Genomic DNA, 15,949 nt, shown 5'->3' with positions numbered 1-15,949 from the left:
TCAGTGACCCGATTCGACCTTGCGCCACTCGACGGAGGCGCGGTCCAGCACACCATTGACGTAGGTGTGGCCATGCTCGGAACCAAAACGCTTGGCCGATTCGATCGCTTCGTTGATCACGACGCGGTACGGCACGTCCAGGCGGAAGCGCATTTCATAGGCGGCCACGCGCAGCGCGGCGCGCTCGATCGCATCCACTTCTTCGATGCCGCGATCCAGGTACGGATCCAGCGCCGCGTCGAGATCCTTGCGGTTGTCGAGCACGCCGTGGACCAGCGCTTCGAAGTAGGCCAGATCGGCCACTTCGCGGGCCTGCTCGTGGGCGAACTGGGCGATCACGCTCTGCGCGTTGCCGCCCGAGATCTGCCACGCATAGATCGCCTGCAGCGCACGACGACGGGCGCGCGAACGCAGCACCGGGTCGACGCCATCGCGGCGGACGGGCTTTCCAGCAGGCTTGCCCTGGTTTGACTTGTTCATGGCAGCTGCTCCAGAAGATTGACCATTTCCAACGCCGTCAGTGCGGCTTCCTCACCCTTGTTGCCGTGGCTGCCGCCCGCGCGGGCTTCGGCATCCTCGACCCGCTCCACCGCCAGCACGCCATTGAGCACCGGCACGCCGAAGTCCAGTTGCACGCGCATCAGGCCCTCGGCGCAGCGGTCGGCCACGTGTTCGTAATGGCGCGTATCGCCCCGGATCACGCAGCCCAGGGTGATGATCGCGGCATGCTGATGGGCCGCCGCCAGACGCGCGGCGACCAGCGGCAGTTCCCATGCGCCGGGCACGCGGATCACGTCGATGGCGGACTCGTCGATCCCGTTGCCGGCCAGGCTCTGCCGCGCGCCGGCCACCAGCACGTCGGTGATGCGGGCGTTCCAGCGGCTGGCGAGGATGGCGAAACGGGCCTTTTCCGGAGTACGGAGGTCGCCTTCGTAATGGCTCATGTTCGGCGTGGGGTCCATTTAATAGGTGAATATTCTAGCGCATGGGCGCGTGTAGCCGGGTCGCCGCGCGTTACGGCACGGCTCGGGTGCAACAGCCCCCTGAGTCAGGGGGCTGCCGCGAAGCGGTGGGGCGTCAGCGCGCATGCGATGACGTGTTCCCCACGGTCTCGACCACTTCCAGGCCGTAGCCGGCCAGGCCGATCTGGCGGCGCGGCGTGCCCAGCACGCGCAGCTTGCCCAGACCCAGGTCGGACAGGATCTGCGCCCCCGCGCCGTTGCGGCGCCACTGGCTCACGTCCTTGTCCTTGCCGGGGGCGACCGGCGCCGGCTGCTGGCGCAGGCGGGCCAGCAGGCTGTTGGTATCACGCGGCGCGGACAGCACCACCATCACGCCGCGCTCGGCGGCGGCAATGGCGCGCAGGGCGTCGGTGGACGCCACGCCGAAATCGTCACGGCGCCAGTGCAGCAGGTCGGCCAGCGGGTTTTCGACCTGCACGCGGACCAGGGTCGGCTCGGCATCCGGGGTGCCGCGGACCAGGGCGAAGTGCAGGTCGTGGGCGATCCGGTCGCGGTAGGTGACCAGGGTGAACGGTCCGAACTCGGTCTCGATCCCGCGCTCGTCGACGCGCTCGACGGTCTTCTCGGTGGCCAGGCGGTAGGCGATCAGGTCGGCGATCGAGCCCATCTTCAGGCCGTGCTCGCGGGCGAACACCTCCAGCTCCGGGCGGCGCGCCATGCTGCCATCCGGGTTCAGGATCTCCACCAGCACACCGGCCGGCTCCAGGCCTGCCAGCAGGGCCAGATCGACGCCGGCCTCGGTATGCCCGGCGCGGGTCAGCACGCCGCCCGGCTGGGCGATCAGCGGGAAGATGTGGCCCGGCTGGTGCAGGTCGGCCGGCTTGGCGTCCGGTTTCACCGCAGTGCGGATGGTGTGCGCACGGTCGTAGGCCGAGATGCCGGTGGTGACCCCTTCGGCGGCCTCGATGCTGACCGTGAAGTTGGTCTGGAACTGCGCGGTATTGGCCTGCACCATCGGGGCCAGGCCCAGGTCGGCGGCGCGCTCGCGGGTCAGCGGCAGGCACACCAGGCCCCGGCCATGGGTGACCATGAAGTTGATGTCCGAGGGCTTGACCAGCTCGGCGGCCATGATCAGGTCGCCTTCGTTCTCGCGGTCTTCGTCATCGACGATGACGACCATGCGGCCGAGGCGGATGTCCTCGAGGATCTCGGGGATGGGGGCGAAATTCATGCGCGTGCTCCTGCACCTTGTAGCTGCTGGCCGTTGGCCGGCATTCCGATCAGACGCTCTACATAACGGGCAACCAGATCGATCTCGAGATTGACCGCACTGCCGACGGCCGTCGCGGCGAAGGCGGTGTTGGCCACGGTGTGCGGGATCAGCGCGACCTCGAAGCCCTGCTCGTCCACTTCGTTGACGGTCAGGCTGACCCCGTCCACGCAGATCGAGCCCTTCTTGGCGATGTAGCGCAGCAGCGCGGCCGGCGCAGCGAAGCGCCAGCGCTGGGCACGCGCATCGTCATGCACCGACAGCACCTGGCCGAGACCATCGACATGGCCGCTGACCAGATGACCGCCGAGGCGATCGGTCGGGCGCATCGCGCGTTCGAGATTGATGACGGCGCCGACGGCCAGCTGACCCAGCGTGGTCAGGCCCAGCGTCTCGGTCGAGGCGTCGGCCTGGAAGCGGGTGGCGTCGTGCGCGATGACGGTGAGGCAGACCCCGTTGATGGCGATGCTCTCGCCCATCTGCACGTTCTCGAACGGCAGGGTGCCTACGTCAAAGGTAAAGCGGACATCGCCGCCAAGGGTGTCGCGTGCGGCCAGACGGCCGACGCCTTCGATGATTCCAGTAAACAAGGAACGTTCTCCGCGGAAAGTGAGCGAAAAACGCCGCAAGGCATATAGGTGCACGCCGAGCGCAAGGCCCGGCCGCACCGTCTTCTTTCATCCGGACTATACCGTCGGCTCCGGCATCGGACCGGATCTGCTGACCTTCCCGGGAACGGGAAGCGCTCGCGGGCTCGTGCTTGCGCACCTACCGCCGGTGGGGAATCGCACCCCGCCCTGAAGACGTTTGTGTACCGGCGAACCGGCCCGGCTAGTGTAACAGGGCACCCTGACTGGGGGCTTTAAGTTAAATAAGTGTTAAGCTCGCCGACTGAGCGCTGCGCCCTTGGAGAGAGGGGTGCCTGCGTCGGTTACTGATCGGGCCGCGGCGTCCGCGCCGCGCCATGATCGAACGGGTCCCGCAAGGGACCCGTTTTTTATGGGCGCAGCAGCAACCGCAGGTCGCCGCCCACCTGGCGCTGATCCACCACGCGCATCCGGCGCTGATCGTCCATCGCGTGGATGCCCAGGCCCGACAGCAGCGGCAGGCCATGCTCGCCGAGCAGCGTCGGGGCCTGGTAGAGCAGCAGTTCGTCGACCCAGCCGCCGGCCAGCAACGCGCCCGCCAGGGTCGCGCCGGCCTCGGTATGCACCTCATTGATGCCGCGTTCGGCGAGCAGGGCCAGCATCGCGCCCAGATCCAGTCGCCCGTCATGGCTGGGCACGCTGGCGAATTCGGCGCCGGCAGCCTCCGGCGGACGGACCGCGGCGTCATGCAGATACAAGGTCGGCGCCCCGCCCTCACGCACGCGCGCGCAGTCCAGCGAGCGCAGCCGCGCATCGAGCACGACGCGCAGCGGCGGCAGCACCTCGGTATCGGTCAGCCTGACAGTCAACATCGGGTCGTCGGCCAGCACCGTGGCGGCACCGGTCAGGATCGCGCCGGCACGCGCGCGCCAGTGCTGGACGTCCTCGCGGGCGGCCGCACCGGTGATCCATTTGGAGCGGCCATCGGCCATCGCCGTGCGCCCATCCAGGCTGGCGGCGAGCTTCACCCGCACCCAGGGACGGCCGCGTTCGATGCGGGAGAGGAAGCCCTGGTTGAGTTCGCGCGCCTGCGCGGCCATCAGCCCTTCGGCCACCGCGATGCCGGACTCGCGCAGCAGCACGAAACCGCCGCCGTCGACCTTCGGAAACGGATCGCGCATCGCCGCGACCACCCGGCTCACGCCCGCCTCGATCAAGGCCAGCGCGCACGGCGGGGTACGGCCATGGTGCGCGCACGGCTCCAGGGTGACGTAGGCGGTGGCGCCACGCGCCTGTTCGCCGGCCTGGCGCAGCGCGAACACTTCCGCGTGCGGGCCGCCGGTGCGCTGGTGCCAGCCCTCCCCCACCACGACCTCATCGCGTGCGATCACGCAGCCGACCATCGGATTGGGCCGCGCGGTATACGCGGCGCGCTCGGCCAGGCGCAGCGCATGCGCCATGTGCTGGTGGTCGAGAGCGGTGAAGTCAGTCATGGCGGTGGGCGTCCGGCGGCAGGCAGCCGCGATGGTAGCCCAGCCGTGGCGGCCGTGATGCGGCGCGGCTCAGCCTTTCTTTTTCTTGGTCAGCGCGATCACATCGCCGAGCAGCTGGAGCTGTTCGGTGCTGGAGGGCAGTTCGCGCTCGAGCTTCTCGATCTCCTCGCGGAAATCGGCCACGTCCTCGAAGCTGCGGTACACCGAGGCGAAACGCACGTAGCCCACGTGATCGAGCTTGCGCAGTTCGTTCATCACGAACTCGCCGACCTTGATCGAGGGGATTTCACGTTCGCCGCAGATGCGCGCCTGCTGCATCACCGCGCGCACCGCCAGTTCGATCTTGTCTTCGGGCACCGGCCGCTTCTGCAGCGCGCGGTCGAAACCACTGCGCACCTTGCGGGCGTCGAAGGCCTCGCGGCTGCCGTCGCTTTTCACGATGGCCGGCAGTTTCAACTCGATGGTTTCCAGAGTGCTGAAGCGCTCGTTGCAGGCCTCGCACTCGCGGCGACGCCGGATCGTCGCGCCGTCTTCGGAGACGCGCGAATCGATCACACGGGTGTCGGCATGCTGGCAGAACGGACAGTACATGGAACGCCTTGCATCAGGAAAACGTCATGCCGTGGTCACGGCAGCGTCGCAACGGTACCTGAGAGGGACCGGCTACAGCAAATGGACAAGGGGAGAGGCCAGCCCTGTCTAGCGGGCCCGCAGATGCAACCACAGCAGGTGCGCCGCGCAGGAGAGCAGCGGAAGCCCCGCCACCAGGACCAGGGCAGCCGCTGGCAGGGCCGCATCGGACAGATGAAGGTGGAAGATCGACCGCACCAGGCCGGTCCAGGCAATGCCCGTTGCCACCAGGGCGAGCAGCAGGCCTGCCCACCAAGCCGTGGACGCCGCCGGAACCGTGCCGGGGCCGCCCTGCCACCACCGCCGGGCAAGGGTGAGCCAGGTCATGACGATGAGGCTGGCGGTCCCGAACCACGCCGCTGCCCAGCCCGGCGCGTCGCCCGCCCCACCGTACTGGTGGAGCACGTCGCGCAGGCAAAGACCCACCAGCACGAACGCGGCCACGGCATGGGGGAGTCCAAACAGACCGAGGTGCAGCAGCAGGGCACGCTGCTGCCTGCGATGAAGCGTCATCCGTCAGTGGCCCCGGCTGCGCCGCAGCCGCACCAGCATGACCGCAGGCAACATCAGCGGCGGCCCCGCCAGCAGCAGGACCAGTGCCATCGGACTCGCGGTGGCCTGCCAGAACGCCATTCCCACGACCGCCACGGCGGCAAGCGCGCCGAGGGCCAGCGCACCCCACGCCCAGCGCCCGCTGTCCTGCAGACCTGCGCGGCCGTGCCGGAGATAGCGGCTGCTCAACCACAGCCAGCCACCTACCCCGATCAGCCCCGCCGCGCCCCAGCCGCCGATCAACAGGCGCGAGGCCCGGTCCAGATAGGCCGGTTCGACGAACGCGACCCAGACCCCGATGGCGGCGAAGGTGCCGCCGCCGGCCATCCCCACGATGCCGCAGACCAGGGCCAGCACGGCGTAGGTACGCCGTTGCCGGCCCGCGTCCATATCAGCCGTAGACCGGATACTTGCGGCACTGCGCGCTGACCGCGTCGCGGACGCGGGCGATCACGGCCTCGTCGGCCGGGGCGTCGAGCACGTCGGCGATCCAGTTGGCCAGGTCCACGCAGTCCTGTTCCAGGTAACCGCGCGTGGTGACCGCCGGGGTGCCCAGGCGCAGGCCCGAGGTCACGAACGGCGAACGCGGGTCGTTCGGCACGGAGTTCTTGTTGACGGTGATGTGGGCCAGGCCGAGCGCGGCTTCCGCATCCTTGCCCGAGACATCCTTGCCGATCATGTCGACCAGCATCAGGTGGTTCTGGGTACCGCCGGAGACGATCTTGTAGCCGCGCGCGATGAGCGTGTTGGCCATCGCCTGGGCGTTCTTGACCACCTGCTGCTGGTAGGCCTTGAAGCCCGGCTCCAGCGCTTCCTTGAAGGCCACGGCCTTGCCGGCGATGACGTGCATCAGCGGACCGCCCTGGATGCCCGGGAACACGATGGACTGCAGCTTCTTCTGCAGTTCTTCGCTTGCCCCCTTGGCGATGATGATGCCGCCACGCGGGCCGCGCAGGGTCTTGTGGGTGGTCGAGGTGACCACGTGGGCGTGCGGCAGCGGGCTCGGGTAGACGCCGGCGGCGACCAGACCGGCCACGTGCGCCATGTCCACGAACAGGTAGGCACCGACCTTGTCGGCGATCGCACGGAAGCGCGCCCAGTCGATGACCTGCGAGTAGGCCGAGAAGCCGGCGACGACCATCTTCGGCTTGTGCTCCAGGGCCAGGCGCTCGACCTCGTCATAGTCGATCAGGCCGGCTTCGTCGACACCGTACTGGACGGCGTTGAACAGCTTGCCCGAGGCATTGACCTTGGCCCCGTGGGTCAGGTGGCCGCCATGCGCCAGGCTCATGCCCAGGATGGTGTCGCCCGGCTGCAGCAGCGCGAAGTACACGGCCTGGTTGGCCTGCGAACCGCTGTGCGGCTGCACGTTGGCGTAGTCGGCATCGAACAGCTGCTTGAGGCGGTCGATGGCCAGCTGCTCGGCGATGTCCACGTAGTCGCAGCCACCGTAGTAGCGCTTGCCCGGATAGCCCTCGGCATACTTGTTGGTCAGCTGGCTGCCCTGGGCTTCCATCACCGCCGGGCTGGTGTAGTTCTCGCTGGCAATCAGCTCGACATGGTCTTCCTGGCGCTGGGTTTCGGCGGCAATGGCCTTGGCCAGTTCGGGATCGTAGCTTTCGATGCGGACGTCACGCGGGAACATCGGTTACTCCAGGCAGGCAGAGGGGGTACAGCGCGAGCCTTGGATTGTAGTCCGCGGGGGCGGGGCTGACCAATGGCGCCGCCCACCGGCGGCAGCGCCGCATGCAGACCAGGACGCCAGCCGCAATGGCCCGCCGGCGAAACCAGAACGGCGCCCCGAAGGGCGCCGTTCCTGTTCACTACCGCAGGGACCTGACCCGGCCTTACCGGTTGTTGATCACGTAGTCGGCAATGATCCCGGTGGCGATGGCGACCAGCAGCAGGTTGCCGCGGTCGTCGCGGATCCAGTGGTGATCGCGCGGCGGGCGTCGTACCGAGTAACGGCTGTAATCGTTGACCACGTACACCGGGCCGCCGTAGTACTCACGGTAACGGTGGCCGCGGGCCCACCCATACGAACCGTACCCGGGGCCCGGGCGATAGACCACGCGCGGCGGCGGTGCCGGGCGGTAGTAGCCGCGGTTGTCGTAACGATGATCGTAGCGGCGGTCATGACGCACTTCGCGGCGGTCGTCGCGCCAGTGGCGGCGATCGTGGCGGTTGTCGCGGCGGTCATCACGCCACTCCCGGCGGTCGTGACCGCGGCCACGGTGGTCATCGGCAAAGGCCGGGGCCACGGTGCCCAAGGCCAGCAGCGAGGCAACGGCCCCGACTACAAATCGATTCATGCGCATGACTGGCCTCGCTTGGTGGGTTGATGGCTCCATCATGCGGACGGCGTCTGAACGGTCTCCGGCTGGAAACGGTTTCCAATTCAAGGGCTTTGACCCCGCATTCAGGCGGCGGCAAGCCCCAGGGCCGGTGGCTCCCGGCGGTCCTGATCGCTTCCGGCTATAATCGGGCCATCCTTTTCTTCCATCTGTTCCTGTTCCGTATGGAACGGGCGCAGGGTTGCGCCTTCGGAGACCTCATGTCCTCGCAATACATCTACACCATGAACCGCGTCAGCAAGGTGGTCCCGCCCAAGCGGCAGATCATCAAGGACATCTCGCTGTCGTTCTTCCCGGGTGCCAAGATCGGCCTGCTGGGCCTGAACGGCTCGGGCAAGTCGACGGTGCTCAAGATCATGGCCGGCGTGGATACCGACTTCGAGGGCGAAGCCCGTCCGCAGGCCGGCATCAAGGTCGGCTACCTGGCGCAGGAACCGGAGCTGGACCCGACCAAGACCGTGCGCGAGTCGGTCGAGGAAGGCGTAGGCGAGGTGCTGCAGGCCCAGGCCGCGCTGGACGCGGTGTACCTGGCCTATGCCGAGGAAGGCGCCGACTTCGACAAGCTGGCCAAGGAACAGGAGCGCCTGGAGGCGATCCTGGCCGCCGGCGACGCGCACACCCTGGAAAACCAGCTGGACGTGGCCGCCGATGCGCTGCGCCTGCCGCCGTGGGAAGCCGTGGTCGGCACCCTGTCCGGTGGTGAAAAGCGCCGCGTGGCGCTGTGCCGCCTGCTGCTGCAGAAGCCGGACATGCTGCTGCTCGACGAACCGACCAACCACCTGGACGCCGAGTCCGTGGAATGGCTGGAACAGTTCCTGGCGCGCTACACCGGCACCGTCGTGGCGGTCACCCATGACCGCTACTTCCTGGACAACGCCGCCGAGTGGATCCTGGAACTGGACCGCGGCCGCGGTATTCCGTGGAAGGGCAACTACACCGACTGGCTGACCCAGAAGGACGACCGCCTGCGCCAGGAAGACAACCAGGAAAAGTCCCGCCAGAAGGCGATCCAGAAGGAACTGGAATGGTCGCGCCAGAACGCCAAGGGCGGCCGTACCAAGGGCAAGGCGCGTCTGGCCCGCCTGGAAGAACTGCAGTCGGTGGATTACCAGAAGCGTAACGAGACCAACGAAATCTTCATCCCGCCGGGCGAGCGCCTGGGCAATGCGGTGATGGAGTTCAAGAATGTCTCCAAGAAGTTCGGTGATCGCCTGCTGTTCGACGACCTGAACTTCCTGGTGCCCGGTGGCGCGATCGTCGGCATCATCGGTCCCAACGGTGCCGGCAAGTCGACCCTGTTCAAGATGATCACCGGCCAGGAAAAGCCGGATACCGGCGAGATCGTGGTCGGCCCGACCGTCAAGCTGTCCTACGTGGACCAGAGCCGCGACGCGCTGGAAGGCAACCACAACGTCTTCCAGGAAATCGCCGGCGGCCTGGACATCCTCAACATCAATGGCGTGGAGATCCAGTCGCGCGCCTACATCGGCCGCTTCAACTTCAAGGGCCAGGACCAGCAGAAGCTGGTCGGTTCGCTGTCCGGTGGTGAGCGTGGCCGCCTGCACATGGCCAAGACCCTGCTGCAGGGTGGCAACGTGCTGCTGCTCGATGAGCCGTCCAACGATCTGGACATCGAAACCCTGCGTGCGCTGGAAGATGCGCTGCTGGAGTTCCCGGGCAACACCTTCGTCATTTCGCATGACCGCTGGTTCCTGGATCGCATCGCGACCCACATCCTGGCCTTCGAAGGCAACTCGCACGTGGAGTTCTTCCAGGGCAACTACCGCGAGTACGAAGAAGACAAGCGCCGCCGCATGGGCGACGACGCCGCGCCGAAGCGGCTGCGCTTCAAGGCGCTGAAGTAAGGGGATGAAGAACGGCCGCGCACTGCGCGGCCGTTTGCATTCCGGTAGGTCACGACCGTGGGTCGTGACGCAGACGCGCACCGCGCGGCTGTTTTGCATTCTGGTAGGTCACGACCGTTGGTCGTGACGCCTTATCGCCACGAGATTCCACCATGTCCCTCCCCGAACGCCTGTTCCAGCTGCAGCAGCACGGCACCACCGTGCGCACCGAGTTGCTGGCCGGCCTGACCACCTTCCTGACGATGTCCTACATCGTCTTCGTCAACCCGGACATCCTGGCCACCACCGGCATGGACCCGGATGCCGTGTTCGTCGCCACCTGCCTGGCCGCCGCGCTGGGCTCGCTGGTGATGGCGTTCGCCGCCAACTTCCCCGTCGGCATGGCCCCCGGCATGGGCTTGAATGCGTTCTTCGCGTTCACCGTGGTCGGCGCGGCCGGCCTGCCCTGGCAGCAGGCACTGGCCGCCGTCTTCATTTCCGGACTGGTGTTCCTGGTGCTGTCGCTGACCGGCGTGCGCGCCTGGCTGGTGGCGGGCATCCCGCCCTCGCTGCGGGCGGCGATCGTGGCCGGCATCGGCCTGTTCCTGGCGATCATCGCGTTGCAGAAGTCCGGCGTGATCATTGCCAACACCGACACCCTGGTCGCGCTGGGCCCGCTCAATACCGCACCGCCGCTGCTGGCACTGGCCGGTTTCCTGCTGATCGCGATCCTGGAAGCGCGCAAGGTGCGCGGCGCGATCCTGATCGGCATCCTGGCGGTAACGGGCGCCGCATGGGCCTTGGGCGAGGTGCAGTACACCGAGCTGATCTCGCTGCCGCCGAGCCTGGCCCCGACCTTCCTTCAGCTGGATCTGCCCGGCCTGCTGCACCACGACGGCGGCGCGCCGATGGCGGTGCTGCTGCAGGTGGTGCTGGTGTTCGTGCTGGTGGAAGTGTTCGATGCCACCGGCACGCTGTACGGCGTGGTCGGTCGTGCCGGCCTGCTCAAGCTGCCGGGCGCACAGAAACGCTTCGGACGGGCCCTGTTGGCCGACAGCACCGCGATCGTGGCCGGCTCGCTGCTCGGGACCAGCAGCACCACCGCGTTCGCCGAAAGTGCCTCGGGCGTGCAGGCCGGTGGCCGCACCGGCCTGACCGCACTGGTGGTGGCCGCGCTGTTCCTGGCGGCGCTGCTGTTCTCGCCGCTGGCCAAGATGGTGCCCGGTTATGCCACCGCGCCCGCCCTGCTGTTCGTGGCCGGGCTGATGCTGCGCGAACTGGTGGACGTGGACTGGGGCGACCTGACCGAGTCCGTCCCGGCTGCGTTGTGCGCGTTGGCGATGCCGTTCACCTACTCGATCGCCAATGGCCTGGCGTTCGGCTTCATCGCGTATGCGGTGCTGAAAGCCGGCACCGGGCGCTGGCGCGAAGTGCATCCGGCCGTGTGGCTGGTGGCCGGGTTGTTCGTGCTGCGCTACGCGCTGGAATGAGGATGGGCATGCCGAGCCATGATCGGCATGGGGCGGATCAGGCCCAGGACGGCCGCAATTGGCCGTCCGCGCGGAAACGGTAGCGGCGGTCAAACCAGCCACTTCCGAACAGGAGCAGATTGTGTGAGTAGTACGCCGGCGGATCGGCGCGGAGTCGGGCCACCTCCGGCAGCGTCGCGCGTAGTCGCGTCGCCAGTGCGCTTTCCCCCTGCGCCTGCAGGTAGGGCAGGACCGCGGCGGTGAATCCGTAAGGCCCGGTGCCGGTCTGGGTGCCCGCGCGTGTATCCACGCGCTCAACCATCGTCGCCTGCTCACGCAGCCGGGCCAAGGGGCCATGCAACGCGGCCAGCGTTGGTTTGAACGCTGGATCGCGCGGGTCGGTCATGCCTGCCCACAGGTACACGCGGATCGCATCGTAGCTGCCCATTGCACCTTTTACGGGATCGGCGAAGAAGCCGCTGGAGCGCCAAGCCGTCCAATCCGGGGCGAACCCTTTCGGGGCCGTGTCCCGCAGCATGCGCAGCGAATTTCGTGCGATTGTCGGCCACGGACCACGGGTGTCGACCCCCGCGAAACGGCGCAGGAGCGGCATCGGCAGATAACTGGGGTTGAGACGCCAGTAATCATCCTCGACAAATCCCTGCGCCCCCGGAAGGAGCATCGGCCCCAGGCCGGGCAGGTCGACGATCTCGCGCTCGCGCACCTGGGCCAGCATGCCCTTGGCCACCTCCAGCAACCCGGGTCGGCGCCACAGCCGGGCCGCTTCAATCAACGTGTAGGCCAGCCACAGGTCAGAATCGGAGGCAGGGTTGTCGTCCAACACCCTCCAGCGCCCTGCCTCGTCGCGTCCCCACAGCCAGGCCGGCAAGCGCCTGGACATGTCGCCCCCGGCAAGGTTATCCACCGTCCAGCCAAGGATGCGGTCGAATTGCGCCTGATCGTTGCTGACCAGTGCGAAGAACAGCGCGTAGGACTGCCCCTCTGAGGTTGTCCGCAGGTCCGATGCGCTACGGTCGATCATGCGTCCGTCGCTGCTCAGACTGGAATCGGCCAGGATCCCCCATTCCAGCCAGGCAGCCTTCCCACGCGCCGACCCCGTTGCTGCGCGCAGGTCCGGGAGGTTGGCAGCAACGCCCACCGCAGCGATCGCCTGCATGAGACGACGGCGGCGCAGACTCGGAAATTCAGCGGAATTCGCCATAGGGCACCAGTGGCGCAACCGGAAGCGGCAGGTTTCCCTGCCAAGGATTGAAGGTATACCGCAGGTAGAGCTGGAACGTGTTCGGCGCGAAATCTTCGCTGCGCTGGAGGGTGCCGGCCGCGCCCAGTACCAGATGGTCGCCGAGCCGGCGTTCGACCGCCGCATAGAATCGGTAGCCGGTTCCACGGCTGCGGCTTTCGCCGGTATACAGCCCGGAGGGATCCAGGGTTACCGGACCATAGGTGTCGGCCAGTCCGGCCAGGATCGCGTCCATCAGTCCCACCTCTGGATAGCGACTGTAGCTGTCGGTTCGCGAGCGTGACCAGCTCACCGAGCCATCCAGGCGCACCGACCAATCATCATTGCGCCAGGCGAAACTGACCGGCAGGCTGAGGGAGGTGTACTGCTGCGGGCTGTAGTAGCCGCCCTGCCCCAACGAGTAGCCGCCCAGATCGTGCCGATAGCGCCAGTACATCGCGGTCACTCCAGCGTCCAAGCGCATGTCGGTGCGCACGATCAGCTTGTGGTACCACCCCGCCATGGCGCGCGCACGGTCATTGTCGGCAACGTTCTCTCCCAGCAGGCGATGCCAGCTCCAGTTCGACCACACGCCGTTGCGCCCGCCACGGTCGTAGCCAAGGCTGAAGGTCGCGCCGTTGGCTGTGACGCCGCCCCAGCGGATGCCGCTACGCGGGTCCACCGCCCCGGCCTGCGACAGCAGGGAGTTGGTCATCGGTCGCCGGGATGCCGTGGCAGACCAGCCCAGCACGCCGAGATCCCCCCCTACCGTCACCCCCCCGAGCCAATTGCCGACCGGATAACCGGATGCGGTGTGCCCGACGTCAACGCTGAAGGTATCGTCCAGCGTGCGCCACCCCACCGCGAGTCCCGCGCCGGAATTCATGCGCTGGTGGACGTTGCGATTGCATCCCGGAGCCCGCACGCGGGTACCGTCCGCCTGTATCAGATCAAGTTGGCAGGTCCCGTAATCTTCGTCGTAGCTACCGTCGGCGTCTGTCTGGAAGCTGCGGGCGTTCAGCGACACCTGTTCGATCCGTGCGAAGCCCAGGCCCTGTGCGACAGGCGCGTCCAGATGCACGATGCGGGTATCACGGGCCAGTCGCGAGATGCCGGGCGTGCCATCGCTGCGGCGTCCGGAATCCTGCATCACGGTCAAGGTAGGATTCTGCTGCTGGTACAAGGTTTCCACATCGCTGCGGATGCTGCGCCGCAGCCAGTCGTCCTGTGCGTTCTCGCGGGATGCCAACGTCAGCGCGCGGTCATCGCGAGGAAGTGCCTGGGCCGGGGCAAGCACTCCGTTGTCCTGCATGGACAAGGCATACAGATCCAGCGATTCGCTGGGTGCGCCGCGGCGTACCAAGCGTGCAGTATCACGGTATGTCTGCGCGTCCGGTCCGGCCTTGCGCTGGATCAGCTGGCGCAGAATCGCCAAGGCCTTTGCATTCTCATGCAGGTCGGTCCAGATACCGGCAAGTTGACGCTGCTGTCCAACCGCATCGTCGGCCACGGCCGGTGGTGTGCTGGCCATCGCCTGCCGCGCCCTCGGCAGGTCGCCGATCCCTATCCAGGCCTGGATGCGGCCCAACTGCGCATCGACGTTTTCCGGCTCAGCCTCGAGCACCCGCGCGTAACGCGCCGACGCGGCCTCGAAGTCGCCGCGTTCGCGCGCCCAGTCGGCCAGGATCAGCAGGTTATCCGCGCTCGGCGGCTGCGCTTCCAACAGGGCAATCGCCTCCGCCTCACGGCCGCTGCCACGCAGTGTCCATACGGTGTCGATGAGCTGTTGGCGGCGCAGCCGTGAATCCAGTGCTCGAATGTCCTCATCCCACGCCGTGGCGGGGACCTGGGCCAGAGCCGCCAAGGCGGCATCGAGGTGGCCGATGGACGACAAGTACAACGCCTGCGCATAGCGCGCGACCGGATCGCCGGCCGTGTGTGACAGCATGTCGGTGATCACCGCGTCGGCGTCGGCATCTTCACCGACGGCGCGCAGATCGTTGGCCAGCCGATAGGCCAGCCACGGATCTGCGGGCCGCTGCAGGCGCATCTCACGCCCCAGAACGATTGCCTCCCTCACCTCGCCCTGTGCGTGCGCGAGGTCCAGCCGCTGCTGTAGTCGCTGCAGGCGCAACTGCAGCAGATCAGCGGTGTACAGCGTGCGCTGCGATGCAGGCAGCTGTGCGATGTACGTCTCCAGCCGGTCCGGATCGGTGCGCCCATACAGTTGCACCAGCTTGCGGATCACATTGGCATCTCGCGGCGCGGTGCGCTGAGCAGCCAGCAGCTGACGCTCGGCCCCAGCATCGTCCTGCTCTGCCACCGCGACGTCGGCCAGACCCAGCATCGCGTTGACCTCGCGTGGCTGCCGGCGGTGCGCCTGGGTATAGAGGCTGCGCGCGCTCGCCGTATCGCCGGCGGCCATCGCGGCATCCGCCCGCTCCAGCAGCAGCCAGTAGCGCGTGCTCGCGATGAGGTCCTGCCATTTTCCGCTGGCGCCATCGGTGACCGCGCGCTGCGCCTGCTGGAAGTAGTCCAGGGCCTGGCTTCGATCTCCTTGGCGCATCAACGCAAGGCCCAAGCCACCCAGAAAATCGGCTTCCCGCGGATAGCGCTTCAATGCCTCGCGAAAGCCTGTCTCTGCGGCAGCGTTGTTCCCGCGTTCCAGCTGCTGCTGGGCTCGAAGGCCGGCCCGCCAGGCCGGGTCGCTGACCAGTTTGTTCTGCTCGGCGTAACGCTTTCGCGCGTCGTCCAGCTGCGCCCAGGCCGGATACCGGGTAATGAAGGCGCGCAGCAGCCGCACACTTCGCTCGGTCGCCGGCTGCGAAGACAAGTACGACCACTCGCTCTGGGCAGCCAGGGTGCGGGTCTCAGGATTTCGTGAAATGCGTTGCAGCACGGCCAGGGCTTCATCATCGCGACCGGCGTTGAACAACAGCTGCGACAGGATCTGCAGCACGTTCGTGTTGCCCGGGTAGCGCGCATCGAGTGCAGACAACCGGGTGATCGCCAGGCTTCGTCCCGTGGGCTGGGCGCCGCGCAAGCGCCAGTACTCGATGCCCAGCTGCAGCCCGGGCGGGTTGTCGTCGAACAGGCGTCGGTAAATCACCATGGCCTCGTCCGTCCGCCCGCCGGTGGCGAGCAGGCGCGCTTGCTGCAGTTCCTGCTGCAGGTCGCCGCGATAGGCACGCCACAGGCGTTCGGCAGAGGCCAATTCCGCAGTGCCGGCACCGATCTGGCGCAGTCGCTGCAGGGTTGCGGTGGCATCATCGACTTTCTGTTGCGACAACTGGACTTCCACGATCGCGAGCAGTGTGTCGCGATCATCCGGGGCAAGCATCCGCAGACGAGCCAGCGCATCTTCGATCAGCGCCTGGCGGCCGGTCGCCTCGCCCACCCGCACCTGCTGCAAGAGCCACTGGCGTTGTTCGGCGAGGGTGCCGTTGACCGGTAGCGGAGCATCCTGCCCCCACGCCATGCCAGCACCGGCCAACCCCAGGAAGACCAGGCTACCGGCAACGGCGAGCGGTCGTGCGGCTGGCTTCATC

Annotated in this window: 14 protein-coding genes and 1 riboswitch; of the genes, 2 read left to right on the top strand and 12 right to left on the bottom strand. The window is 67.4% G+C overall.

What is annotated here, in order from left to right:
- The 10 genes from nusB to HDC96_RS15200 all read right to left on the bottom strand — a co-directional run bounded on the left by nusB (position 1) and on the right by HDC96_RS15200 (position 7,812).
- Positions 1 to 480, bottom strand: a complete 480-nt coding sequence (nusB, locus tag HDC96_RS15245; RefSeq protein ID WP_176990411.1) for a transcription antitermination factor NusB — start codon at positions 478 to 480, stop codon at positions 1 to 3.
- The gene (ribH, locus tag HDC96_RS15240; RefSeq protein WP_019182514.1) at positions 477 to 944 is read right to left on the bottom strand and encodes a 6,7-dimethyl-8-ribityllumazine synthase; all 468 of its coding nucleotides are present in this window, start codon (positions 942 to 944) and stop codon (positions 477 to 479) included. The genes nusB and ribH overlap by 4 nt, the downstream gene beginning before the upstream one ends.
- 133 nt (positions 945 to 1,077) lie before the next feature.
- Positions 1,078 to 2,193: a 3,4-dihydroxy-2-butanone-4-phosphate synthase gene (gene ribB, locus HDC96_RS15235; protein WP_179460751.1), complete on the bottom strand. Its 1,116-nt coding sequence runs from the start codon at positions 2,191 to 2,193 to the stop codon at positions 1,078 to 1,080.
- Positions 2,190 to 2,822, bottom strand: coding sequence for a riboflavin synthase (locus tag HDC96_RS15230; protein ID WP_179460750.1), 633 nt, complete (start codon positions 2,820 to 2,822; stop codon positions 2,190 to 2,192). Before HDC96_RS15230 ends, ribB begins: the two co-directional genes overlap by 4 nt.
- 75 nt (positions 2,823 to 2,897) lie before the next feature.
- Positions 2,898 to 3,041: riboswitch (FMN riboswitch) on the bottom strand.
- Positions 3,042 to 3,229: 188 nt separating this feature from the next.
- Entirely contained in the window at positions 3,230 to 4,312 is a 1,083-nt protein-coding gene (gene ribD, locus HDC96_RS15225; RefSeq protein WP_179460749.1) for a bifunctional diaminohydroxyphosphoribosylaminopyrimidine deaminase/5-amino-6-(5-phosphoribosylamino)uracil reductase RibD, read from the bottom strand.
- A 69-nt stretch (positions 4,313 to 4,381) separates the two neighbouring features.
- A complete protein-coding gene (nrdR, locus tag HDC96_RS15220; protein ID WP_019182518.1) occupies positions 4,382 to 4,903 on the bottom strand; it encodes a transcriptional regulator NrdR in 522 nt (173 codons plus the stop codon).
- A 108-nt stretch (positions 4,904 to 5,011) separates the two neighbouring features.
- Complete coding sequence (locus tag HDC96_RS15215) at positions 5,012 to 5,455, bottom strand: hypothetical protein (protein WP_179460748.1); 444 nt, start codon at positions 5,453 to 5,455, stop codon at positions 5,012 to 5,014.
- Positions 5,456 to 5,458: 3 nt separating this feature from the next.
- Positions 5,459 to 5,884: a hypothetical protein gene (locus HDC96_RS15210; protein ID WP_179460747.1), complete on the bottom strand. Its 426-nt coding sequence runs from the start codon at positions 5,882 to 5,884 to the stop codon at positions 5,459 to 5,461.
- Position 5,885: 1 nt separating this feature from the next.
- Complete coding sequence (glyA, locus tag HDC96_RS15205; RefSeq protein WP_179460746.1) at positions 5,886 to 7,139, bottom strand: serine hydroxymethyltransferase; 1,254 nt, start codon at positions 7,137 to 7,139, stop codon at positions 5,886 to 5,888.
- A gap of 202 nt (positions 7,140 to 7,341) precedes the next feature.
- Positions 7,342 to 7,812: an RcnB family protein gene (locus HDC96_RS15200; protein WP_179460745.1), complete on the bottom strand. Its 471-nt coding sequence runs from the start codon at positions 7,810 to 7,812 to the stop codon at positions 7,342 to 7,344.
- A 236-nt stretch (positions 7,813 to 8,048) separates the two neighbouring features.
- Between HDC96_RS15200 and ettA the strand changes: the two genes are divergently transcribed.
- On the top strand, positions 8,049 to 9,713 hold the full coding sequence (gene ettA, locus HDC96_RS15195) for an energy-dependent translational throttle protein EttA (RefSeq protein ID WP_176990420.1): 1,665 nt from the start codon (positions 8,049 to 8,051) through the stop codon (positions 9,711 to 9,713).
- 152 nt (positions 9,714 to 9,865) lie between these two features.
- The gene (locus HDC96_RS15190) at positions 9,866 to 11,182 is read left to right on the top strand and encodes an NCS2 family permease (RefSeq protein WP_179460744.1); all 1,317 of its coding nucleotides are present in this window, start codon (positions 9,866 to 9,868) and stop codon (positions 11,180 to 11,182) included.
- A gap of 37 nt (positions 11,183 to 11,219) precedes the next feature.
- Here HDC96_RS15190 and bcsZ read toward each other — a convergent pair whose 3' ends face one another.
- Both bcsZ and bcsC read right to left on the bottom strand, forming a co-directional pair.
- The gene (gene bcsZ, locus HDC96_RS15185) at positions 11,220 to 12,383 is read right to left on the bottom strand and encodes a cellulose synthase complex periplasmic endoglucanase BcsZ (RefSeq protein WP_179460743.1); all 1,164 of its coding nucleotides are present in this window, start codon (positions 12,381 to 12,383) and stop codon (positions 11,220 to 11,222) included.
- Positions 12,367 to 15,948, bottom strand: coding sequence for a cellulose synthase complex outer membrane protein BcsC (gene bcsC, locus HDC96_RS15180; protein WP_179460742.1), 3,582 nt, complete (start codon positions 15,946 to 15,948; stop codon positions 12,367 to 12,369). The genes bcsZ and bcsC overlap by 17 nt, the downstream gene beginning before the upstream one ends.
- Position 15,949: the final 1 nt, after the last annotated feature.

Origin of the sequence: Stenotrophomonas sp. JAI102, assembly GCF_013409105.1 — a bacterium.
GTDB classification, from domain to species: Bacteria; Pseudomonadota; Gammaproteobacteria; order Xanthomonadales; family Xanthomonadaceae; genus Stenotrophomonas; species Stenotrophomonas maltophilia_AA.
The sequence above is the reverse complement of the archived record's forward strand: the minus strand, read 5'-3'. Positions and strand labels throughout refer to the sequence as shown.

Bases quoted from the DNA above. Each gene is read 5' to 3' on its own strand.
- glyA (WP_179460746.1), bottom strand. From the start codon at position 7,139: ATGTTCCCGCGTGACGTCCGCATCGAAAGCTACGATCCCGAACTGGCC.
- ribB (WP_179460751.1), bottom strand. From the start codon at position 2,193: ATGAATTTCGCCCCCATCCCCGAGATCCTCGAGGACATCCGCCTCGGC.
- HDC96_RS15200 (WP_179460745.1), bottom strand. From the start codon at position 7,812: ATGCGCATGAATCGATTTGTAGTCGGGGCCGTTGCCTCGCTGCTGGCC.
- HDC96_RS15215 (WP_179460748.1), bottom strand. From the start codon at position 5,455: ATGACGCTTCATCGCAGGCAGCAGCGTGCCCTGCTGCTGCACCTCGGT.
- ribH (WP_019182514.1), bottom strand. From the start codon at position 944: ATGAGCCATTACGAAGGCGACCTCCGTACTCCGGAAAAGGCCCGTTTC.
- nusB (WP_176990411.1), bottom strand. From the start codon at position 480: ATGAACAAGTCAAACCAGGGCAAGCCTGCTGGAAAGCCCGTCCGCCGC.
- ribD (WP_179460749.1), bottom strand. From the start codon at position 4,312: ATGACTGACTTCACCGCTCTCGACCACCAGCACATGGCGCATGCGCTG.
- bcsZ (WP_179460743.1), bottom strand. From the start codon at position 12,383: ATGGCGAATTCCGCTGAATTTCCGAGTCTGCGCCGCCGTCGTCTCATG.
- HDC96_RS15190 (WP_179460744.1), top strand. From the start codon at position 9,866: ATGTCCCTCCCCGAACGCCTGTTCCAGCTGCAGCAGCACGGCACCACC.
- nrdR (WP_019182518.1), bottom strand. From the start codon at position 4,903: ATGTACTGTCCGTTCTGCCAGCATGCCGACACCCGTGTGATCGATTCG.
- bcsC (WP_179460742.1), bottom strand. From the start codon at position 15,948: ATGAAGCCAGCCGCACGACCGCTCGCCGTTGCCGGTAGCCTGGTCTTC.
- HDC96_RS15210 (WP_179460747.1), bottom strand. From the start codon at position 5,884: ATGGACGCGGGCCGGCAACGGCGTACCTACGCCGTGCTGGCCCTGGTC.
- ettA (WP_176990420.1), top strand. From the start codon at position 8,049: ATGTCCTCGCAATACATCTACACCATGAACCGCGTCAGCAAGGTGGTC.